General features: G+C 33.4%; 16 protein-coding genes. 9 read left to right on the top strand and 7 right to left on the bottom strand.

Annotation, left to right across the window (positions count from 1 at the left end; genetic code table 11):
• Positions 1-229: 229 nt before the first annotated feature.
• On the top strand, positions 230-994 hold the full coding sequence (locus P2W65_RS21170; protein ID WP_289660926.1) for an SDR family oxidoreductase: 765 nt from the start codon (positions 230-232) through the stop codon (positions 992-994).
• Positions 995-1,234: 240 nt separating this feature from the next.
• Here the strand turns inward: P2W65_RS21170 and P2W65_RS21175 are convergent, their stop codons facing one another.
• The 4 genes from P2W65_RS21175 to P2W65_RS21190 all read right to left on the bottom strand — a co-directional run bounded on the left by P2W65_RS21175 (position 1,235) and on the right by P2W65_RS21190 (position 4,094).
• Positions 1,235-1,690 (bottom strand): hypothetical protein, encoded by a 456-nt coding sequence (locus P2W65_RS21175; protein WP_289660927.1) that lies wholly within the window; start codon positions 1,688-1,690, stop codon positions 1,235-1,237.
• A 59-nt stretch (positions 1,691-1,749) separates the two neighbouring features.
• Positions 1,750-2,223 carry a hypothetical protein gene (locus P2W65_RS21180; protein WP_289660928.1) on the bottom strand — a complete coding sequence of 158 codons (474 nt, stop codon included), beginning with the start codon at positions 2,221-2,223 and terminating at the stop codon, positions 1,750-1,752.
• Between the two features lie 132 nt (positions 2,224-2,355).
• On the bottom strand, positions 2,356-3,060 hold the full coding sequence (locus tag P2W65_RS21185) for a LytR/AlgR family response regulator transcription factor (protein WP_289660929.1): 705 nt from the start codon (positions 3,058-3,060) through the stop codon (positions 2,356-2,358).
• Positions 3,057-4,094, bottom strand: a complete 1,038-nt coding sequence (locus P2W65_RS21190) for a sensor histidine kinase (RefSeq protein WP_289660930.1) — start codon at positions 4,092-4,094, stop codon at positions 3,057-3,059. The genes P2W65_RS21185 and P2W65_RS21190 overlap by 4 nt, the downstream gene beginning before the upstream one ends.
• A gap of 174 nt (positions 4,095-4,268) precedes the next feature.
• Between P2W65_RS21190 and P2W65_RS21195 the strand changes: the two genes are divergently transcribed.
• The 7 genes from P2W65_RS21195 (at position 4,269) to P2W65_RS21225 (ending at position 13,132) form a co-directional block, all read left to right on the top strand.
• Positions 4,269-5,654, top strand: coding sequence for a TolC family protein (locus P2W65_RS21195; RefSeq protein WP_289660931.1), 1,386 nt, complete (start codon positions 4,269-4,271; stop codon positions 5,652-5,654).
• 12 nt (positions 5,655-5,666) lie between these two features.
• Positions 5,667-8,957 (top strand): efflux RND transporter permease subunit, encoded by a 3,291-nt coding sequence (locus P2W65_RS21200; RefSeq protein ID WP_289660932.1) that lies wholly within the window; start codon positions 5,667-5,669, stop codon positions 8,955-8,957.
• Positions 8,958-9,180: 223 nt separating this feature from the next.
• Complete coding sequence (locus P2W65_RS21205; RefSeq protein ID WP_289660933.1) at positions 9,181-10,269, top strand: efflux RND transporter periplasmic adaptor subunit; 1,089 nt, start codon at positions 9,181-9,183, stop codon at positions 10,267-10,269.
• 219 nt (positions 10,270-10,488) lie between these two features.
• The gene (locus P2W65_RS21210) at positions 10,489-11,049 is read left to right on the top strand and encodes an NACHT domain-containing protein (protein WP_289660934.1); all 561 of its coding nucleotides are present in this window, start codon (positions 10,489-10,491) and stop codon (positions 11,047-11,049) included.
• Positions 11,027-11,689, top strand: a complete 663-nt coding sequence (locus P2W65_RS21215) for an NACHT domain-containing protein (RefSeq protein WP_289660935.1) — start codon at positions 11,027-11,029, stop codon at positions 11,687-11,689. The genes P2W65_RS21210 and P2W65_RS21215 overlap by 23 nt, the downstream gene beginning before the upstream one ends.
• 86 nt (positions 11,690-11,775) lie before the next feature.
• A complete protein-coding gene (locus tag P2W65_RS21220) occupies positions 11,776-12,267 on the top strand; it encodes a hypothetical protein (protein WP_434783367.1) in 492 nt (163 codons plus the stop codon).
• A 397-nt stretch (positions 12,268-12,664) separates the two neighbouring features.
• Positions 12,665-13,132, top strand: a complete 468-nt coding sequence (locus P2W65_RS21225) for a hypothetical protein (protein ID WP_289660939.1) — start codon at positions 12,665-12,667, stop codon at positions 13,130-13,132.
• Between the two features lie 54 nt (positions 13,133-13,186).
• On the opposite strand, the gene P2W65_RS21230 is transcribed toward P2W65_RS21225, so the two are convergent.
• Both P2W65_RS21230 and P2W65_RS21235 read right to left on the bottom strand, forming a co-directional pair.
• On the bottom strand, positions 13,187-13,420 hold the full coding sequence (locus P2W65_RS21230; RefSeq protein ID WP_119791785.1) for a hypothetical protein: 234 nt from the start codon (positions 13,418-13,420) through the stop codon (positions 13,187-13,189).
• Between the two features lie 186 nt (positions 13,421-13,606).
• Positions 13,607-14,503, bottom strand: a complete 897-nt coding sequence (locus P2W65_RS21235; protein ID WP_289660943.1) for a hypothetical protein — start codon at positions 14,501-14,503, stop codon at positions 13,607-13,609.
• 156 nt (positions 14,504-14,659) lie between these two features.
• Between P2W65_RS21235 and P2W65_RS21240 the strand changes: the two genes are divergently transcribed.
• The gene (locus tag P2W65_RS21240) at positions 14,660-15,208 is read left to right on the top strand and encodes a hypothetical protein (RefSeq protein ID WP_289660945.1); all 549 of its coding nucleotides are present in this window, start codon (positions 14,660-14,662) and stop codon (positions 15,206-15,208) included.
• A gap of 95 nt (positions 15,209-15,303) precedes the next feature.
• On the opposite strand, the gene P2W65_RS21245 is transcribed toward P2W65_RS21240, so the two are convergent.
• On the bottom strand, positions 15,304-16,116 hold the full coding sequence (locus P2W65_RS21245; RefSeq protein WP_289660946.1) for a mechanosensitive ion channel family protein: 813 nt from the start codon (positions 16,114-16,116) through the stop codon (positions 15,304-15,306).
• Positions 16,117-16,320 lie beyond the last annotated feature (204 nt).

A 16,320-nucleotide genomic window follows, 5' to 3' on the forward strand; every position in this document is an offset into this window, starting at 1 on the left:
CATTTAATTTTAAACACATAGAAACATAGTTTCGCTTTGTCTATAAAGGCGTTTTACTCACATAAATCCACATAGCTATGTGTTAGAAACTAGTTTCTTTCTGTAATCTTTAAAAGAGAATAAAAATCTATGTTTCTATGTGTTTTAAAAATAATCGTATTAAATGTCTTCGACTTCGCTCAGACTGACAATAAACAATAAACAACAAACAATAAACAATTAAAAAAAAATGGCAGTAAATACAAAAATAGCTCTGGTTACAGGCGGCAGCAGAGGTTTAGGAAAAAACATGGCAATTGCGATTGCTAAAAAAGGAATTGACGTAATCATAACGTACAACAGCAAAAAAGAAGAAGCTGATTTGGTGGTAAAAGAAATCGAAAACTTAGGTCAAAAAGCGGCTACTTTACAATTAAATGTTGCTGAATCAAAAACTTTTGATGCTTTCTATAAAGAAATAGAATCAACTTTAAAAAGTACTTTTAAAACTGATAAATTCGACTTTTTGATAAACAATGCCGGAATCGGAATTCATAATTCTTTTATTGGAACAACAGAAGCTGAATTTGATCAATTGACTAATATTCAGTTTAAAGGACCATTTTTCTTAACGCAAAAAGGATTAAACTTTATGAATGATGGAGGTGGAATCGTAAATATTTCAACTGGTTTAGCAAGATTCTCTTTCCCTGGTTACGCTGCTTACGCCTCTATGAAAGGCGCAATGGAAACTTTGACTAAATATCAGGCAAAAGAATTAGGCGCTAGAAAAATCAGAGTAAATATTGTTGCTCCAGGTGCTATTGAAACTGATTTCGGTGGCGGAGTAGTTCGTGACAACGAACAAATGAACCAACAGATTGCTTCAGTAACCGCTTTAGGAAGAGTAGGATTACCAGATGATATTGGCGGTGTTGTTGCCTTTTTATGTACTGAAGATGCTCGTTGGATAAACGCTCAAAGAATTGAAGCATCTGGTGGAATGATGTTGTAATGGAGTTTCAGGATTCAAGGTTTCAGTTTTAACCGCAAAGAACGCTAAGGTTTACGCAAGGTTCGCAAAGTTTTCTACATATAGCTTTAAATAACTTGAGCCCTTTGCGGTTAAAAACACAAAGAATATCAACCTGAAACTTTAAAACTGAAACAAAAAACTATAAAAAACAAAACCCGATAAGCATTAAAAACTTATCGGGTTTGTCGTTTCAAAAATAATTTGAATTAGTAAGCCGTTTTATTTTATTTGTACTTTCTTTAGAAATTCGCCATCCTGATCAAAAATTAAATTATAGAACTTTGAATCTTTAATTACTCCTACTTCGTATCTTTTTTTATCTACATTATCTACTACAGAAAAGACCTGTTTAACAGACTTTACAGGATAATTCGTTTTTAAATAGACTTGTGCTTTTTTAACCAATTTTAATAATGGAGTCTGCACTTTATAAACTTTAAAAATTCCATTTTCATCATATTGCGCATAAGCTACTAACTTTGGAGGCTGACTAAATTTAGCTTCAAAAATTATATCATCGTTTTTACCGCTGTATTCCACATTCCAAATAGCTTTCTTTTTGGGATATTGTTTTTCAAAAGTACTAATGACAATATCTGGAGGCACAATACTTGCTCCCTGCCCTGCTGCCCAACTACTATAAATAAAAATAGAAAATAGAATAATTGTTCTCATGATTAGTTTCTAATAAAAACGTAAAACTAAACAAATAAAAGTATTTTCCTACTTTTTATTTAATTTTTTTCAATAATTACATCAAAACCACCGTCTTTATCAAATTGAATATCAAAAAATTTAGCATCTTTTGTTATTCCAACTTCATAGGTAGTCACTTTTTTATAATCTACTACAACGGCTATTTCTCGAATAGCTTTTGCTGGATAATTTTTCTTTAGATAGGCCTGTGCTTTAACTGGTAACTGGCTTAAAGGAATCTGCAATTCATAAGCTTTCATATTACCTAAATTATCATAGATTGCAAGTGCCTTCGTTTTGTTGTCTACATTATATCGTGCCTCATATCGAATCTCGTCATTATCATCTCCTACATATTCTTCTGCCCAAACAGCTTCTTTACCAGGATATTCTTTTTCAAAAGCAAGTCTCACCTGTTCTGGTGGTGTAATTACCTTTTTCATGTTGGTTCCTTCTTGCGCAATTAAAAAACTGCTGCATAAAAAAGTCAAAATCAAAAACACGTTTTTCATAGTTTCTTTTTTAAATTAAACTTCAAACAACGTATTAAAAGTACTACTTTTTAATGACGTACAAATGAAGGGAACAAAATTTTTAAGAACGTTTTTTAATATTAAAAATCAAACCGTTACCTTAAGTTACAATCACAATTCTAACTTTTTTAGTCTATCAGTTAATTCTCGTTTATAAGTGATGCCAATTGGAATTCTTTCATTTTTAATTACGACAAAATCTTTTTCTGTTGCATCAATTTTGTCTAATGCTACAATATAAGATTTATGAATACGCATGAAATTCTTTTCTGGCAAACATTTCTCAAATTCAGTTGTCGTAATCGACGCCAAATAAGTACGTTTTGTGGTATGCAACTTTACATAGTTGCCAAAACTTTGTGCATATAAAAGCTGATCTAATTCTATTTCAATAAAATAGCCATCGACTTTTACACTGACAGAATTGATAATAGCTTCTTCTGTTTTCTTTGCATTTTCTGTTGCAAAAAAGCGGTCAATTGCTTTTAAAAACCTCGGGAAATAAATAGGTTTCAACAGATAATCAATTACGCCATAATCGTAGCTTTCGAGAGCAAATTCAGAATAAGCTGTTGTTAGAATAGTTTTAGGATGTGTTGGCAGAATTTTAAGCAATTCCATACCTGAAATCTCAGGCATATTGATATCCAAAAACATTAAATCTACTGTGTTTTCGCGAAGGAAATTCATAGCTTCAATACCATTATAGCCTTGAAAAACCAACTCTAACTGCGGGTTCTGTTTGATATAATTCGCCAAAACATAATGCGCAGCAGGTTCGTCATCTACAATGATACATTTTTTGGTTTCTCTCATCCTACAAACTTTTTAAGCTGTATTTCCAAATCTACAACGTAGGTCTTTTTATCATCTTGAATATCCAATTTATAATCTTTTCCATAAATCAGGTTCAAACGTTCTATGGTATTTTTCAAACCGATTTTAGTCGAAATCACATCATTTTTCTTCGGAATTGAATTCGTCACATGAAGACTTAACAATCCATTTTCAACAGTGATATTAATTTTTACAAAGCAGTTTTCAATTGCGCAGGTTCCATGTTTAAAAGCATTTTCAATAAAAGCGATTAATAACATCGGCGAAATTTTATACGCATTTTCGTTGTCCACATTACTTTCAAAAGCAATATCACAACGATAGCCTACTCTTTCTTTTTCCAGCTGCACATAACTGTTGATAAACTCCAGTTCGTCTTCTAAAGATACACATTGTTTACCGTTGCTTTCCAATTGATAACGCATTAACTGCGAAACTTTCATAATCAAATCCGGTGTTCTGTCTGGAAACTGAAGGCTGATTCCGTAAAGCGTATTAAAAGTATTAAAAAGAAAATGCGGATTTAATTGTCCTTTCAAAGAGTTCAACTGCATTTGATTAAACAATAAAGCCGCATCGGTTTGTTTTCTATGGATTCGATAAAACTTAAAGACAATTATCGGACTCAGAATACAGACCAAAGTCCCTAAAACACTCGCTAATTGATACGCATAACTTCTTTGATGCGAGTTTTGATACAAATGGCATTTGGCAAACATATCGAGCATTGTAATTTCATACAATATGACTGAAAACACAAAAACTCCAAAAAGCGTCAGAATAATGTAAGTAAAAGGTTTATTGGCTTTAAACAAAATTGGAAGCAGAAAAAAGCGGTTAAACTGGGCATGCATGTACAAAATGCAATAGAAAAATATACCCATAGCAATAGAAATGAAGGAACTGAATAACATCCAATCATTTTTCAAGGTATAAATTGTAAATGAAAAAAGGACAACTGCTACTTCCTGCCACCATTTGTTGTCCAATATGTTATCGATTCTTTTATTCATTCTTAATTTTCAAATAGGGTACAAAGTTCGAACAAATATTTAAGTTATATTTCGTAAAAATGACCAATTCAATTCGTCATTTACTAGTGCAGTACATCACTTAACCTGACTTTTATCAGGGTAAGAGAAATAAATTTGTTTCATCAAAAACATTTTATATCACACCTTGAGTTTATGTATTTCAAAAAAATTACCATTTTATTTTTATTGATTTTTGCCTCAATTGGTTATTCTCAAACCCTGTCTTTAAAAGAAGCAGTAAAAACAGGACTTGAAAATTACGGTTCCATCCGAGCAAAAAACAATTACACCAATGCATCAAAGGAAACTCTAAAACAATCTCGTCGTGATTATCTGCCCAACCTGAATTTATCGGCGCAGCAGGATTACGGAACTGTAAACGGACAAAACGGACCGCTTTACGGATTTGGAGGTTTAGGAGTTGCTTCATCAGGTCTGCCCCTTCCGGAACAAAACTGGAATTCGGCTTTTGGTGCACTTTATTTAGTCAACATGAACTGGGATTTTTTCACTTTCGGAAAAACACAGGAAAAAATCAATTTATCTAAAATTGATGTTCAGGCTAAAGAAAAAGATTTACAGCAGGAGAAATTCCAGCAGGAAATCAAAATTTCGGCTGCTTATTTAAATTTATTGGCAAGCCAGAGATTATTGATTTCACAACAGAAAAACTTAGACCGCGCAGAAGTCTTCAAAAAGACGGCTGTTGCGAGAGTTAAAAACGGATTATTGGCAGGAGTCGATTCTACATTGGCTACAGCCGAAGTTTCTAAAGCTAAAATTGCTTTAAACTTAGCTCGAAATTTCGTTAAGGAACAAAACAATAAATTAGTTGATTTAATGGGTGTTGCACCGCAGGATTTTGTTACCGACACCCTTTTTGTAACGCAGATTCCAAAAGAATTGATTCAAGGAAATGCTGCGAATGACAGTCTTCATCCATTGTTACAATTGTACAAAACGAAAATCGACTACAGCAATCAGCAGGTTAAATTGTACAAACGTTTCTATTATCCAACCATGAGTGCTTTTGGAGTTTTACAAACCAGAGCTTCAGGATTTGATTCGTCTTATGCTACAGACCAGACTGCCTTTACTAGAAATTACTGGGATGGTGTAAATCCGGATCGTACCAATTATTTAATTGGAGTTGGAATTACTTGGAATTTAACTACTCCATTTCGTTCCAGCAAACAAGTTATGGCTCAGAAATTTGTTTCTCAGGGATTGCAGGAAGAATACAATCAGGCGGACAGAGAATTAAAATCGCAATTGAACTTTGCCGAAGACAAGATCAAAATTACTTTGGAAAATTATGCCGAAGCGCCAATTCAGGTTGATGCAGCCAAAAGAGCTTACCTTCAGAAATCGACTTTGTACAAAAACGGTTTAACCGATTTAACCGATTTAACACAAACCATGTATGTCTTAAACCGTGCCGAAATCGACCGTGATATTGTCAACAACAATGTATGGCAGTCGTTTTTACTGAAAGTCGCTGCGACAGGTAATTTTGACTTATTTATAAATGAATTTTAACTATAGATCCAAATGAATTTAATACGTTTTGCACTCCGCAAACCCATCTCTATTTTAGTATTGGTTGCGGGTCTATTTTTCTTCGGAATCGGTGCCATCAAAGACATTAAAGTAGATATTTTACCGAAAATGAATTTGCCGGTTATCTATATTGCGCATCCGTTTGGAGGTTATACGCCAGACCAGATGGAGGCTTATTTTGCCAAAAACTACGTAAACGTTTTACCTTTTTCTAACGGTATCAAATCCGTAGAAACCAAAAATATTCAGGGGTTAATGATTATGAAATTAACCTATTATGAAGGAACCAACATGGCTCAGGCAGCTGCCGAGTTAAGTGCGCTTTCGAACAGAATCCAAGCGGCTTTTCCTCCAGGAACACAGCCTCCGTTTATCATTCGTTTTGATGCTTCTTCACTTCCTATCGGACAGTTGGTTTTGAGTAGTAAAATACGTTCTAACAACGAATTACAGGATTTAGCCAACGTTTATGTTCGTGCTTCCTTTACTGCAATTCCCGGTTTATTATCTCCGGCTCCCTTTGGCGGAAGCCCAAGAACTATTGAGGTTAACGTAGATCCAGATTTACTGCGTTCTCACAATATGACACCAGATCAGATTGTAGAAGCGATTCGTTTGAACAACCAGACGGCTCCTTCTGGAAATATGAGAATGGGTGACATCAATTATATTACGCCAACTAATAATACGATTAAAGAAGTGAAAGATTTTGAGCAGATTCCGATTTTCAAAGGCGGTGTTCAAAACTTAAAATTAGGTGATGTGGCAACCGTAAAAGACGGTGCCGACATTACTGCAGGTTATGCTTTGGTAAACGGAAAACGTTCGGTTTACATTAGTATTGCAAAAGCGGGTGATGCTTCGACTTGGGATGTGGTTCAGAAATTGAAAAAAGAACTTCCTAAAATTCAGAGTACACTTCCTGAAGATGTAAACATTACCTATGAATTTGACCAATCGGTTTATGTAATCAATTCGGTTAAAAGTTTGATTACTGAGGGAATTATCGGTGCGGTTCTTACTGGATTAATGGTTTTATTATTCTTAGGAGACCGTCGTGCAGCGTTAATTGTAATTATGACGATTCCTATTTCGATTATTTCTGGGGTTTTATTCCTGAAATTATTCGGACAGACAATCAACTTAATGTCATTATCAGGATTGGCTTTGGCAATTGGTATTTTGGTGGACGAAAGTACGGTAACGATTGAAAATATCCACCAGCATCTCGACATGGGAAAACCAAAAGCACTCGCCATTTGGGATGCCTGTCAGGAAATTGCTCTACCTAAATTATTGATCTTACTTTGTATCCTTGCCGTATTTGCACCAGCCTTTACTATGGTGGGTATTCCTGGAGCGTTGTTCCTGCCTTTGGCTTTAGCAATTGGATTCTCAATGGTAATTTCATTCTTGCTTTCGCAGACATTTGTTCCTGTAATGGCCAACTGGATGATGAAAGGACATGAAAAACACGAACACGGCCCAGAAATTACAGATGACGAAGCTGAATTTAATGACAGCGGTCTAACTCCGGAATCAGAACAAAATCTGATTACGCAGAAGAAAGGTTACGTAGAAAGAGAAGACACAAACAATAACGGAAAAATTAGTCCTTTTGAACGTTTTAAGATTCGTTTCATGCGAACTTTAGACCGTTTATTTGTCCACAAAAAAATAACTACTGTTATTTATCTAGTTTCAGCTACTCTTTTAGCAATTGTTTTGATCAACTTTATTGGAAAAGATGTATTTCCAAAAACTAACTCCAGTCAGTTTCAGCTGAGAATGCGTGCTCCTGACGGAACGCGTTTGGAAAGAACAGAAGAACAAGCCATTATTGTTTTAAAAGAATTAGAAAAAATGGTAGGCAAAGAACATATCGGAATTTCATCTGTATATGTGGGGCAGCACCCGTCTTTATTCTCTATCAACCCGATTTACCTATTTATGGCAGGTTCTCACGAAGCGGTATTTCAGGTGAGTTTAAAAGACATTCATTTGGATATGGATGACTTTAAAGATGATTTTAGAAACAGAATTAAAAAAGTATTGCCAGACACAAGACTATCTTTTGAACCAATCGAATTAACGGATAAAGTGTTAAGTCAAGGTTCTCCTACTCCAATCGAAATTCGAGTGGCTGGAAAAGATAAAAAACGAAACGAATTGTATGCGACTCAAATTGTAAATAAGCTAAAAGCGATTTCGTATTTCAGAGACGTACAGATTGGTCAGCCTATTCATTATCCAGCCATGAATATTGATATTGACAGAACCCGTGCAGCCGAATTAGGAGTGGATATGAATGACATTTCACGTTCATTAGTAGCTTCGACCTCATCTTCTCGATATACTGAAAAAAATACATGGGTCGATGAGAAAGCTGGTTTATCGTATAGCGTTCAGGTTCAAGTGCCTTTGAACAAAATGAAAAGCAAAACGGATCTTGGAGAAATTCCGGTGCTAAAAAATTCGATTCGTCCCGTTTTGAGTGACGTTGCTAAAATTACGCCTACTTATGTAAGCGGCGAAAATGACAATTTAGGAGCCATGCCATACATTACTGTTACAGCCAACATTAACCAGACCGATTTAGGAACGGCTACAAAAGATGTTGGTAAAACCATTAGTTCATTAGGTGAATTACCGCGTGGTTTGTTCATAACGCCTATTGGATTAAGTACTGTATTGACTGAAACATTAAGCAGTTTACAATCTGGATTATTGGTTGCTATATTTGTAATCTTCTTAATGTTGGCTGCTAATTTCCAGTCGTTCAAAGTTTCGCTGGTTATTTTAACAACGGTTCCTGCCGTAGTTTTAGGTGCCTTATTAATGCTTACGATTACCGGTTCTACGCTTAACTTACAATCGTATATGGGAATCATCATGTCGGTTGGGGTTTCGATTGCGAATGCCGTTTTATTGGTTACGAATGCCGAACAACTTCGAAAAATAAACGGAAACGCCTTAGAATCTGCTAGAGAAGCGGCGGCGCTGCGTCTTCGTCCAATCATCATGACTTCGGTTGCGATGATTGCAGGTATGTTACCAATGGCAATTGGACACGGCGAAGGAGGCGATCAGGTTTCTCCGTTAGGAAGAGCGGTTATTGGCGGCTTATTATTTTCTACTTTTGCCGTATTATTAATCCTGCCTCAGATATTTGCCTGGGCGCAAGCTAAAACAACGACACAATCTGTTTCTTTAGATCCTGAAGACGAAGAAAGTATCCATTATATTTCATCCATAAGCAAGTCGAAAGCTGGAAAGTCATAAAGTTGAAAGTCACATCGTCGTGTAATTAAAAATTAAACACATAGAAACATAGAATTTTATGTCAAAAAAAGAGAGAAGAAGAAACAAGTTTCCACACATAGCTAAACTATGTGCATTTAAATTAGTGAAACGCCTTTTTTAAAGCTTCGAAAACTATGTTTCTATGTGTTTAAAAAAAATACACGCAACGGATTAAAACATATTCATTATATAAAACCAAAAAATGAACACTAAAATTATAAAATATAGCCCGCTGTTTGTAGCAGCATTATTTTTCCTGAACAGCTGTAATTCTAAGAAAGAAGAAGTAGCTGCGCCAGAAATTCAGCCAAAAGTGGAGACGTTTCTTTTAGAAAAAGAAAAACTAACGACAGAACTGCGTTTACCAGCCGAATTAACGGGGTTTCAGCAAGTAGATTTATACGCAAAAGTGAGCAGTTTCGTCAAAACTTTAAAAGTTGATATTGGGACGAAAGTAAAAAAAGGACAGCTTTTAATTGTTTTGGAAGCGCCTGAAATTAGTTCGCAATTGGCTGCAGCCGAATCGAGATTAAAATCGATGGAAGCGATTTACGCCACCAGCAAAAGCACCTACAACCGTTTGTACGAAACGAGCAAAGTGGAAGGAACAATTTCTAAAAACGACTTAGAAATGGCAAGCGGCAAAAAGAATTCTGATTACGCACAATATCAGGCCGCAATTGCCGCGCATAAAGAAATCTCGATTATGAGAGGTTATCTTGAAATTCGCGCTCCTTTTGACGGTGTTGTAGCGGCAAGAAATGTGAATTTAGGAACATTTGTTGGCCCAGCAGGAAAAGGTTCCGATTTGCCATTGTTAACGATTCAGGAGCAAAGCAAATTGCGTTTGGCGGTTTCTGTTCCAGAATTGTATACTGGTTATTTACATCCAGGCGACGAAATGACTTTTAATGTAAAATCGCTTCCAGATAACTTTAAAGCTAAAATTACCAGAATGTCTGGCGCATTAGATTTAAAACTGCGTTCTGAAAGAGTCGAAATGGACGTTTACAACACCAAAGGAAACTTATTACCAGGAATGGTTGCCGAAGTTTTGTTACCGCTTAACGCGAAAGACAGTACGTTTGTAGTACCAAAATCGGCAGTGGTGAGTTCTGCTGAAGGTTTATATGTCGTGAAAGTTGTAAACAAAAAAGCGACAAGAGTTGAAATTAAAAAAGGAAGAGAAATCGACGATAAAATCGAAATATTTGGCGATTTGACTCCAAACGATAAACTGGTAAAAATTGCCAGCGAAGAAACTAAGGAAGGCGATATCATAAACGAATAACCTGCGTTTGTCTTCATTTTAGTGATTACCAATTACTGTACGCATTCTTAGGAGTGCAAATTTTTAAATTTGCCTTAACAGCCTTCATGAATTTGGGGGCTGTTTTTTGTTTTCTTTTGAAAATTCAATTTTGCGTGCTATCAGGTAAAACTACTTATCATAATTGTAATCAAATTAAATATATTTGATTATATATAAAATAACTTTAATCAAAAAATTATGATTGATCAGAAATTAGAAGTAAGTAACTTAATAAAACCGATAATTGACTCTTACAAAACTCTTAATGATGAATGGGATAATCTGCTAGAAATTGGACTAAAAGATTATTTAACTGATCAAACTGACAAATATTATTTCACTAATACATTCATACACAGAGGAGAAAAAGTTGAGTTTTATAAAATATATTATCCGATCAAAGCAAAATTTAAAAATCTATCATCAAATTTTAATGATTTAAACAAAATATTTGAAAATTATAAATATGTAACTATTATTGGATCTGCTGGCAGCGGAAAAACAACTTTAGTAAAGCATGTTTTTTTGACATCAATCATCTCACAATTTAAAATTCCAGTTTTAGTTGAACTACGATTTATAAATGATTATGGAGGTGATCTTGAAAGATTAATATTTGAAAAGACATTAAAATTATCTGCCAAACCTTCAGAACGTATTTTAAAAAGAGCCTTAAAAAATGGAAGTTTCTTGTTTTTATTAGATGGATATGATGAAATTTTTTCTACAAAAAAAAATGGAAATCAATCGTCAAATTGACTTATTTATTGACTCTTATTCCAAAAACTCTTTTTTAATAACAACTAGACCTGGAAGTGGTGCAGAAAATTTCTCAAGGTTCCATGATTTTTTTGTTGAACCCTTAACAAAATATGATGTAGAAGGTTTTATAAAAAAAATTGTTGAATCACAAGAGCGAAGACAAAGGATTATTGAAATTATTAAAGAGCAAAAAAACTCGGCTTATCTTCATTATTTAAAAAATCCCTTATTACTTTCTATGTTCATTGTCGCATTTGAGAGTCATCCGGAAATTCCTTCACGCAAAAGCTCTTTTTATAGAAATGTATTTGACACACTTTATTCTAAACATGATGGAATTACAAAAAATAGTTTTCCCAGAGAAAAGCTTACTAAATTTGAAAGAGAAGATTTTGAACGTATTTTAAATGTCTTTTCCTACCTAACATTAATTGAAGGTAAAATTGTGTTTACAAATGAATTTTTAACAGATAAACTAGCCGATGTTATAAAGTATTTAGATATTAAATGCAATATTGAAAATCTAATTTATGATTTAGTGACACCTATTTCAATTATAGTAAAAGATGGTTTTGAATATAATTTTCCTCACAGATCCATTCAAGAATATTTTGCAGCCAGTTTATATCAAAATTAAATATAGAAAAAAAAAGGAAAGCCTATGAGAATTTACAATCAACTCTAGTAAATTCAAGTAATGATCAAAGCTTTAACTTTTGGAGTATTTGCAACGAACTTGATGAAGAAGGATTTACTACCTTTTTTATTATTCCTCAACTAGAAAACTATTCATCAATCTTGGATATTAAAGACGACTTGCTTCTTTTTGATAAATATATGGAGTTAATAAATGGAGGAATTATGTATGATAATTTTGTAGATAAATCTTCAGAAGACAATAAAGAATTTATAATATTTAGAACGGTAAATTTCCGCACCCAATTATTACAATTTACAAAAGCTTACACTTACATAAAATTTGCACATTTTTGTAGAAATACTGTTTTAGAAGAAAAATTAAAAATCTATATAGCAAACAAAAAAATTACAAAAGGCGATGTAAAAATGACTAAGGAATTAAAAAAAATCTTAATAGATAATGGAATCGTTGAAATTATAAGAGATTTTAAAAACGAAATCGATAAAAAAATAGAATTTTTAGAAGCAAAATTAAAAAATGAAGATAATAAAACAGATAAATTATTAGGATTGTAAAATATATCTTTTTTTACGATGCATTAAAGATGATATTGTTAAATCTAAACAACGATAGAAATAATAAAACCTCGATCTTAAAAAAATCGAGGTTTTTCAATTTCACAATCCCTACCCCTCACTCAAATAAGGATTCAAAATCTCCGCCAATTCATTGAGCCAATAATAATTGTCTTTAAAATTGGTTAGTCCAATTTGGAGGGTTTCGTGTTGTCACATTACACCGAGAGCTAAAATGCAGTTTACTTGTCTTAGTATTTTAGCAATATCTTCGGGGTCGAAAAGTCTATTCTTGAACTTCAAAAAAACGACAGCCAAAGAGAATTAGAAAAATGGTAAACTTTTTATAAATTTGATTTTTACAAATAACATTCTAGTGTATTAAAATCAATAATGTATGCCTTCTGAAAGTAAATTAGAATACAAATATGGATCGCTTTGGGTCAAAGATGGCTTTTTGTTAGTATTTTATATTTTCCTCTTTAACGAACTTAAAAATGATGATAAAGATTTTATTGAATTAAAAAAGGAGCTCGTGCAAAACATCGATAATATATTTATAGACATGTTTGCCTTTCTTGATTTTAATGAGTTTATAATTTCAGATGAAGTAAAAAATATTTTAATAAATCATATCGAAAACATAATTTTAAAAATGGACGAAGAAAGTGATTATTTTTCACTACAAAATTTAGACGAAATATTATCTCATGTCAGAATTTATCATTTAGAAAATCTGGATTATGAGCCTTCACAGGAAACGATAATCGGTCAGTATTCAAAGGATTTTAAGGAAGTAAGGAATAATTACATAGAAGAGTTCGCTGATATAAAATCATTACTTGAAAAAGATTATCGCATTTAAATAAAAAACTCGATTCTTAAAAAAAAAATCGAGGTTTTTCCATTTTAATAAACCTTACTCCTCACTCAAATAAGGATTCAAAATTTCCGCCAATTCATTGAGCCAATAATAATTGTCTTCAAAATTTGTTAGTCCAATTTGGAGGGTTTCGTGTTGTCGCATTACGCCGAGAGCTAAAATGCAGTTTACTTGTCTTAAGATTTTAGCCATATCTTCGGGATCTATGATGTGGTTAAAAAAATCAATCAGCCTTGTTTCGGCTTCTTTGGAAAGGGTGTTGTTTTTCATAAAGTGAAGAATTTAAGAAAAAACCCTCATACCTTAGCAGTCTTACGCTTCTTCACGGCGTCAAAGTCCTTTCGGAGCTTTACTACATAGCACGAGGGCAAATTTTATGTTGTCTTAATGTGAAGATTTAAGAACTTCAAATATACGTAAAAAACAACAAAAAAGTAAGAAAATTAATATATTTTATTAAAACTCACATAGAAGTGTCACAGGATATTTCTGTTCCCTAAAAACATGCATATGATGATCCAAATCCTTAAAAATATCTTCAAATCGGTCAAAAGAAGATTCGTAACCGTAACCACCATCTCTTTTAAAACTTTCCTTGATTTTTAGTTTTCCTATCACTTCAAATTTATCTTTAAAACTTATAATATCTCTATGGGTTACCAAATGATATGGCAAGCCAAAGAAAATGCCATCTTGTTTAAGATATTTCCAAATTTCATCAACACCTGGCTGATATTCTAGCATTGTTCTCCAATCGTAGCCTGAACCAATTTTTCGTCCAGCAATAAAACAGGATTTTAAGTCTTCTACTGTTGGTTTGTCTTTGCCTTTATAAGTAGTGGCAACTAAATCGTATGTACATTGTCCGCGTTGCTGCGTAACTTTAGCACAAACCACAGCATAGTAATTTTGGTCTGAAAGCTGAAACGTCAATACATCATCGGGTTGAAAATAGAGATTTTTAATGATTCTGTATTTCTTTCTATTTCTAACTTTTACATTCGGGATACTTATTTTCTTCAGCAATTTATCAAGTTCTCTCTGTCTTTTTTTGCCTTCATTAGCATCACATTCCGCTGTCCAAACGTTTACTCCCGCTTTTAAGTCTGTAACTCGTTTTACTTCATCATGAATTTCAGGGGTTAGTTCTCCAATTTCCCAAAAAGCAAGAGCATAGGCAGTAACGAATATTTCATGGTAAAAATCAGAATCGATTCCATAATCCTCTTTTATAAATGGCAATTCTTTTTGGATAGTTTCGATACTTGCATCGCTGTCATACAAATCCATTATTCGTTCGTAAGTATCGCGGGCTAAATCGCCATCAATTATTTTTACTCCGTCCGTTGCCATTTGTTTTAGAATTATTTATAAAAAGAAATTTAGGCTAAATATAAAAGGTTATTTTTACAAAAAAGAATATTCTATTAATAATACAATCAAACTGGAAACAAAAAATTATGCATACTTTTGAGTAACATATCTTTGATTATCTAATAAATGTTTAAAATGAAGTTATCGGTACTTTTATTTCTATTTACTTCACTTTCTTTTGCTCAAATGCGAAACTATGAAATGATGAAAAAAGATTTACTAAATGATGTCATTAGACAAGAAACATTTAATAATAAAGGCGAAACTTTCATTGCTAAAAAAATTGATTCTGTAAACGTAGAACATTTATTAAAATTGATTCTTGAAAAACCATACATAACCAATCCAGACTTTCAAAGTGAAAACCTTATACTAACTGGCGAAGAATTAGAATATCTTTCTAAAGCTATTCGACAACAATATAAAAATGAATGGCAAGAAAAGGACTTTAATAATCGTAAATTACTTCAGAAATCGGATATTTTAGAATATCTCAATAAAGATCTGACTAGTCAGGTTCTTATGATTTCGAAGCCTATATATATTAAAAGTGATAACACAGCATTTATATATATTGCAAGTTTGCATCGTCACAAAGGTTATGGGAATTCAAGTCTTGCACTTTATACAAATAAAGACGGGATATGGAAAAAATCTTTTAATATTATTGAAGACAATTATTAATAAAAGTTTACCCTATAAAGAGACGCTCAAGCAATCAAAGGGCTATCAAACTTGAAAAAAAACTCTGCAACTTTATCCCTTTGTCCCTTTCGACCTTATTTCAAAACAAACTCATTTTCCTTCAAAGTATTCAAAACTTCGGCAATAATTTTAGAACGGCATTCGGAGTTTTTACCATGCGGCCCTGTTTTTACCCAATACCGAATATTAAGCTGAATGACACCTGCTGCCGCAACATCTGTAATCACCGCGGCGTTTTCATAATCTTTGTCGGTTACGTCTTCGTTTTTGTGGAGTACTTCTTTTACGAGTTCAATGGCGTGGTGATAATCTGAACCGTATTCTAGTCCAACGGTAAAAGTCTGTAAAAGAAAGCCTTCGCTATTGTAGTTGATGAGTGTATTTTTAATTAAAAGCGCATTGGGAATATAGATGATTTTAGAATCGCTCTTTACTTCGGTGTCACGCAGATTCAGGTTGATGACTTCGCCTTTTACACCGTTGCTTTCTATAATATCGCCAATATTAAAAGGACGTTTAAAAGCCAGCAGAATTCCAGCAAGGAAATTTTCACCAATGTCTTTAAGCGCAAAACCAATTACAAAAGCTGAGATTCCCGCGCCGGCAAGCATGCTTTGCGCAACTCCATCAAGACCTATAATCTTAAACATAAACAAAACCCCAATAATAATCAAAACCGATTTGATTAAACGGGCAATAAAAACAGCCAGAAGTCGGTCGTGCATTTTGGCTTTTAGTCGGTTTCCCGCAAAAATACCAATGCGGGTCGCAATGAACCACGAAACCAGAATGACAACAACAGCCAGAATAAATTTTGGCGTAAGATCAACAATACTGTAATAATAATTTTCTAAATGTTTAAAAACGTCCTGAACGAAATCTTCCATAATAATCGGCGTAAAAAGTAAAGCTTTAAAATTACGTTTTCAGAAATGGAGAGGTTTACAGGATTTACCTAGAATTTTATAAAATCTGATGTTGCTTGTTCCTTGCTACTGCTTGCGTTTCTCTTGTTTTTTTTTCCACAAAGGCGCTGTGACACAAAGTTTTTTTAAAAATTTATTAATGACAATATTGATCAGTTCTAAGGG

It is taken from the genome of Flavobacterium panacagri, assembly GCF_030378165.1.
Classification (GTDB): Bacteria; Bacteroidota; Bacteroidia; order Flavobacteriales; family Flavobacteriaceae; genus Flavobacterium; species Flavobacterium panacagri.

Bases quoted from the DNA above. Each gene is read 5' to 3' on its own strand.
- P2W65_RS21170 (WP_289660926.1), top strand. From the start codon at position 230: ATGGCAGTAAATACAAAAATAGCTCTGGTTACAGGCGGCAGCAGAGGT.
- P2W65_RS21175 (WP_289660927.1), bottom strand. From the start codon at position 1,690: ATGAGAACAATTATTCTATTTTCTATTTTTATTTATAGTAGTTGGGCA.
- P2W65_RS21180 (WP_289660928.1), bottom strand. From the start codon at position 2,223: ATGAAAAACGTGTTTTTGATTTTGACTTTTTTATGCAGCAGTTTTTTA.
- P2W65_RS21185 (WP_289660929.1), bottom strand. From the start codon at position 3,060: ATGAGAGAAACCAAAAAATGTATCATTGTAGATGACGAACCTGCTGCG.
- P2W65_RS21190 (WP_289660930.1), bottom strand. From the start codon at position 4,094: ATGAATAAAAGAATCGATAACATATTGGACAACAAATGGTGGCAGGAA.
- P2W65_RS21195 (WP_289660931.1), top strand. From the start codon at position 4,269: ATGTATTTCAAAAAAATTACCATTTTATTTTTATTGATTTTTGCCTCA.
- P2W65_RS21200 (WP_289660932.1), top strand. From the start codon at position 5,667: ATGAATTTAATACGTTTTGCACTCCGCAAACCCATCTCTATTTTAGTA.
- P2W65_RS21205 (WP_289660933.1), top strand. From the start codon at position 9,181: ATGAACACTAAAATTATAAAATATAGCCCGCTGTTTGTAGCAGCATTA.
- P2W65_RS21210 (WP_289660934.1), top strand. From the start codon at position 10,489: ATGATTGATCAGAAATTAGAAGTAAGTAACTTAATAAAACCGATAATT.
- P2W65_RS21215 (WP_289660935.1), top strand. From the start codon at position 11,027: ATGGAAATCAATCGTCAAATTGACTTATTTATTGACTCTTATTCCAAA.
- P2W65_RS21225 (WP_289660939.1), top strand. From the start codon at position 12,665: ATGCCTTCTGAAAGTAAATTAGAATACAAATATGGATCGCTTTGGGTC.
- P2W65_RS21230 (WP_119791785.1), bottom strand. From the start codon at position 13,420: ATGAAAAACAACACCCTTTCCAAAGAAGCCGAAACAAGGCTGATTGAT.
- P2W65_RS21235 (WP_289660943.1), bottom strand. From the start codon at position 14,503: ATGGCAACGGACGGAGTAAAAATAATTGATGGCGATTTAGCCCGCGAT.
- P2W65_RS21240 (WP_289660945.1), top strand. From the start codon at position 14,660: ATGAAGTTATCGGTACTTTTATTTCTATTTACTTCACTTTCTTTTGCT.
- P2W65_RS21245 (WP_289660946.1), bottom strand. From the start codon at position 16,116: ATGGAAGATTTCGTTCAGGACGTTTTTAAACATTTAGAAAATTATTAT.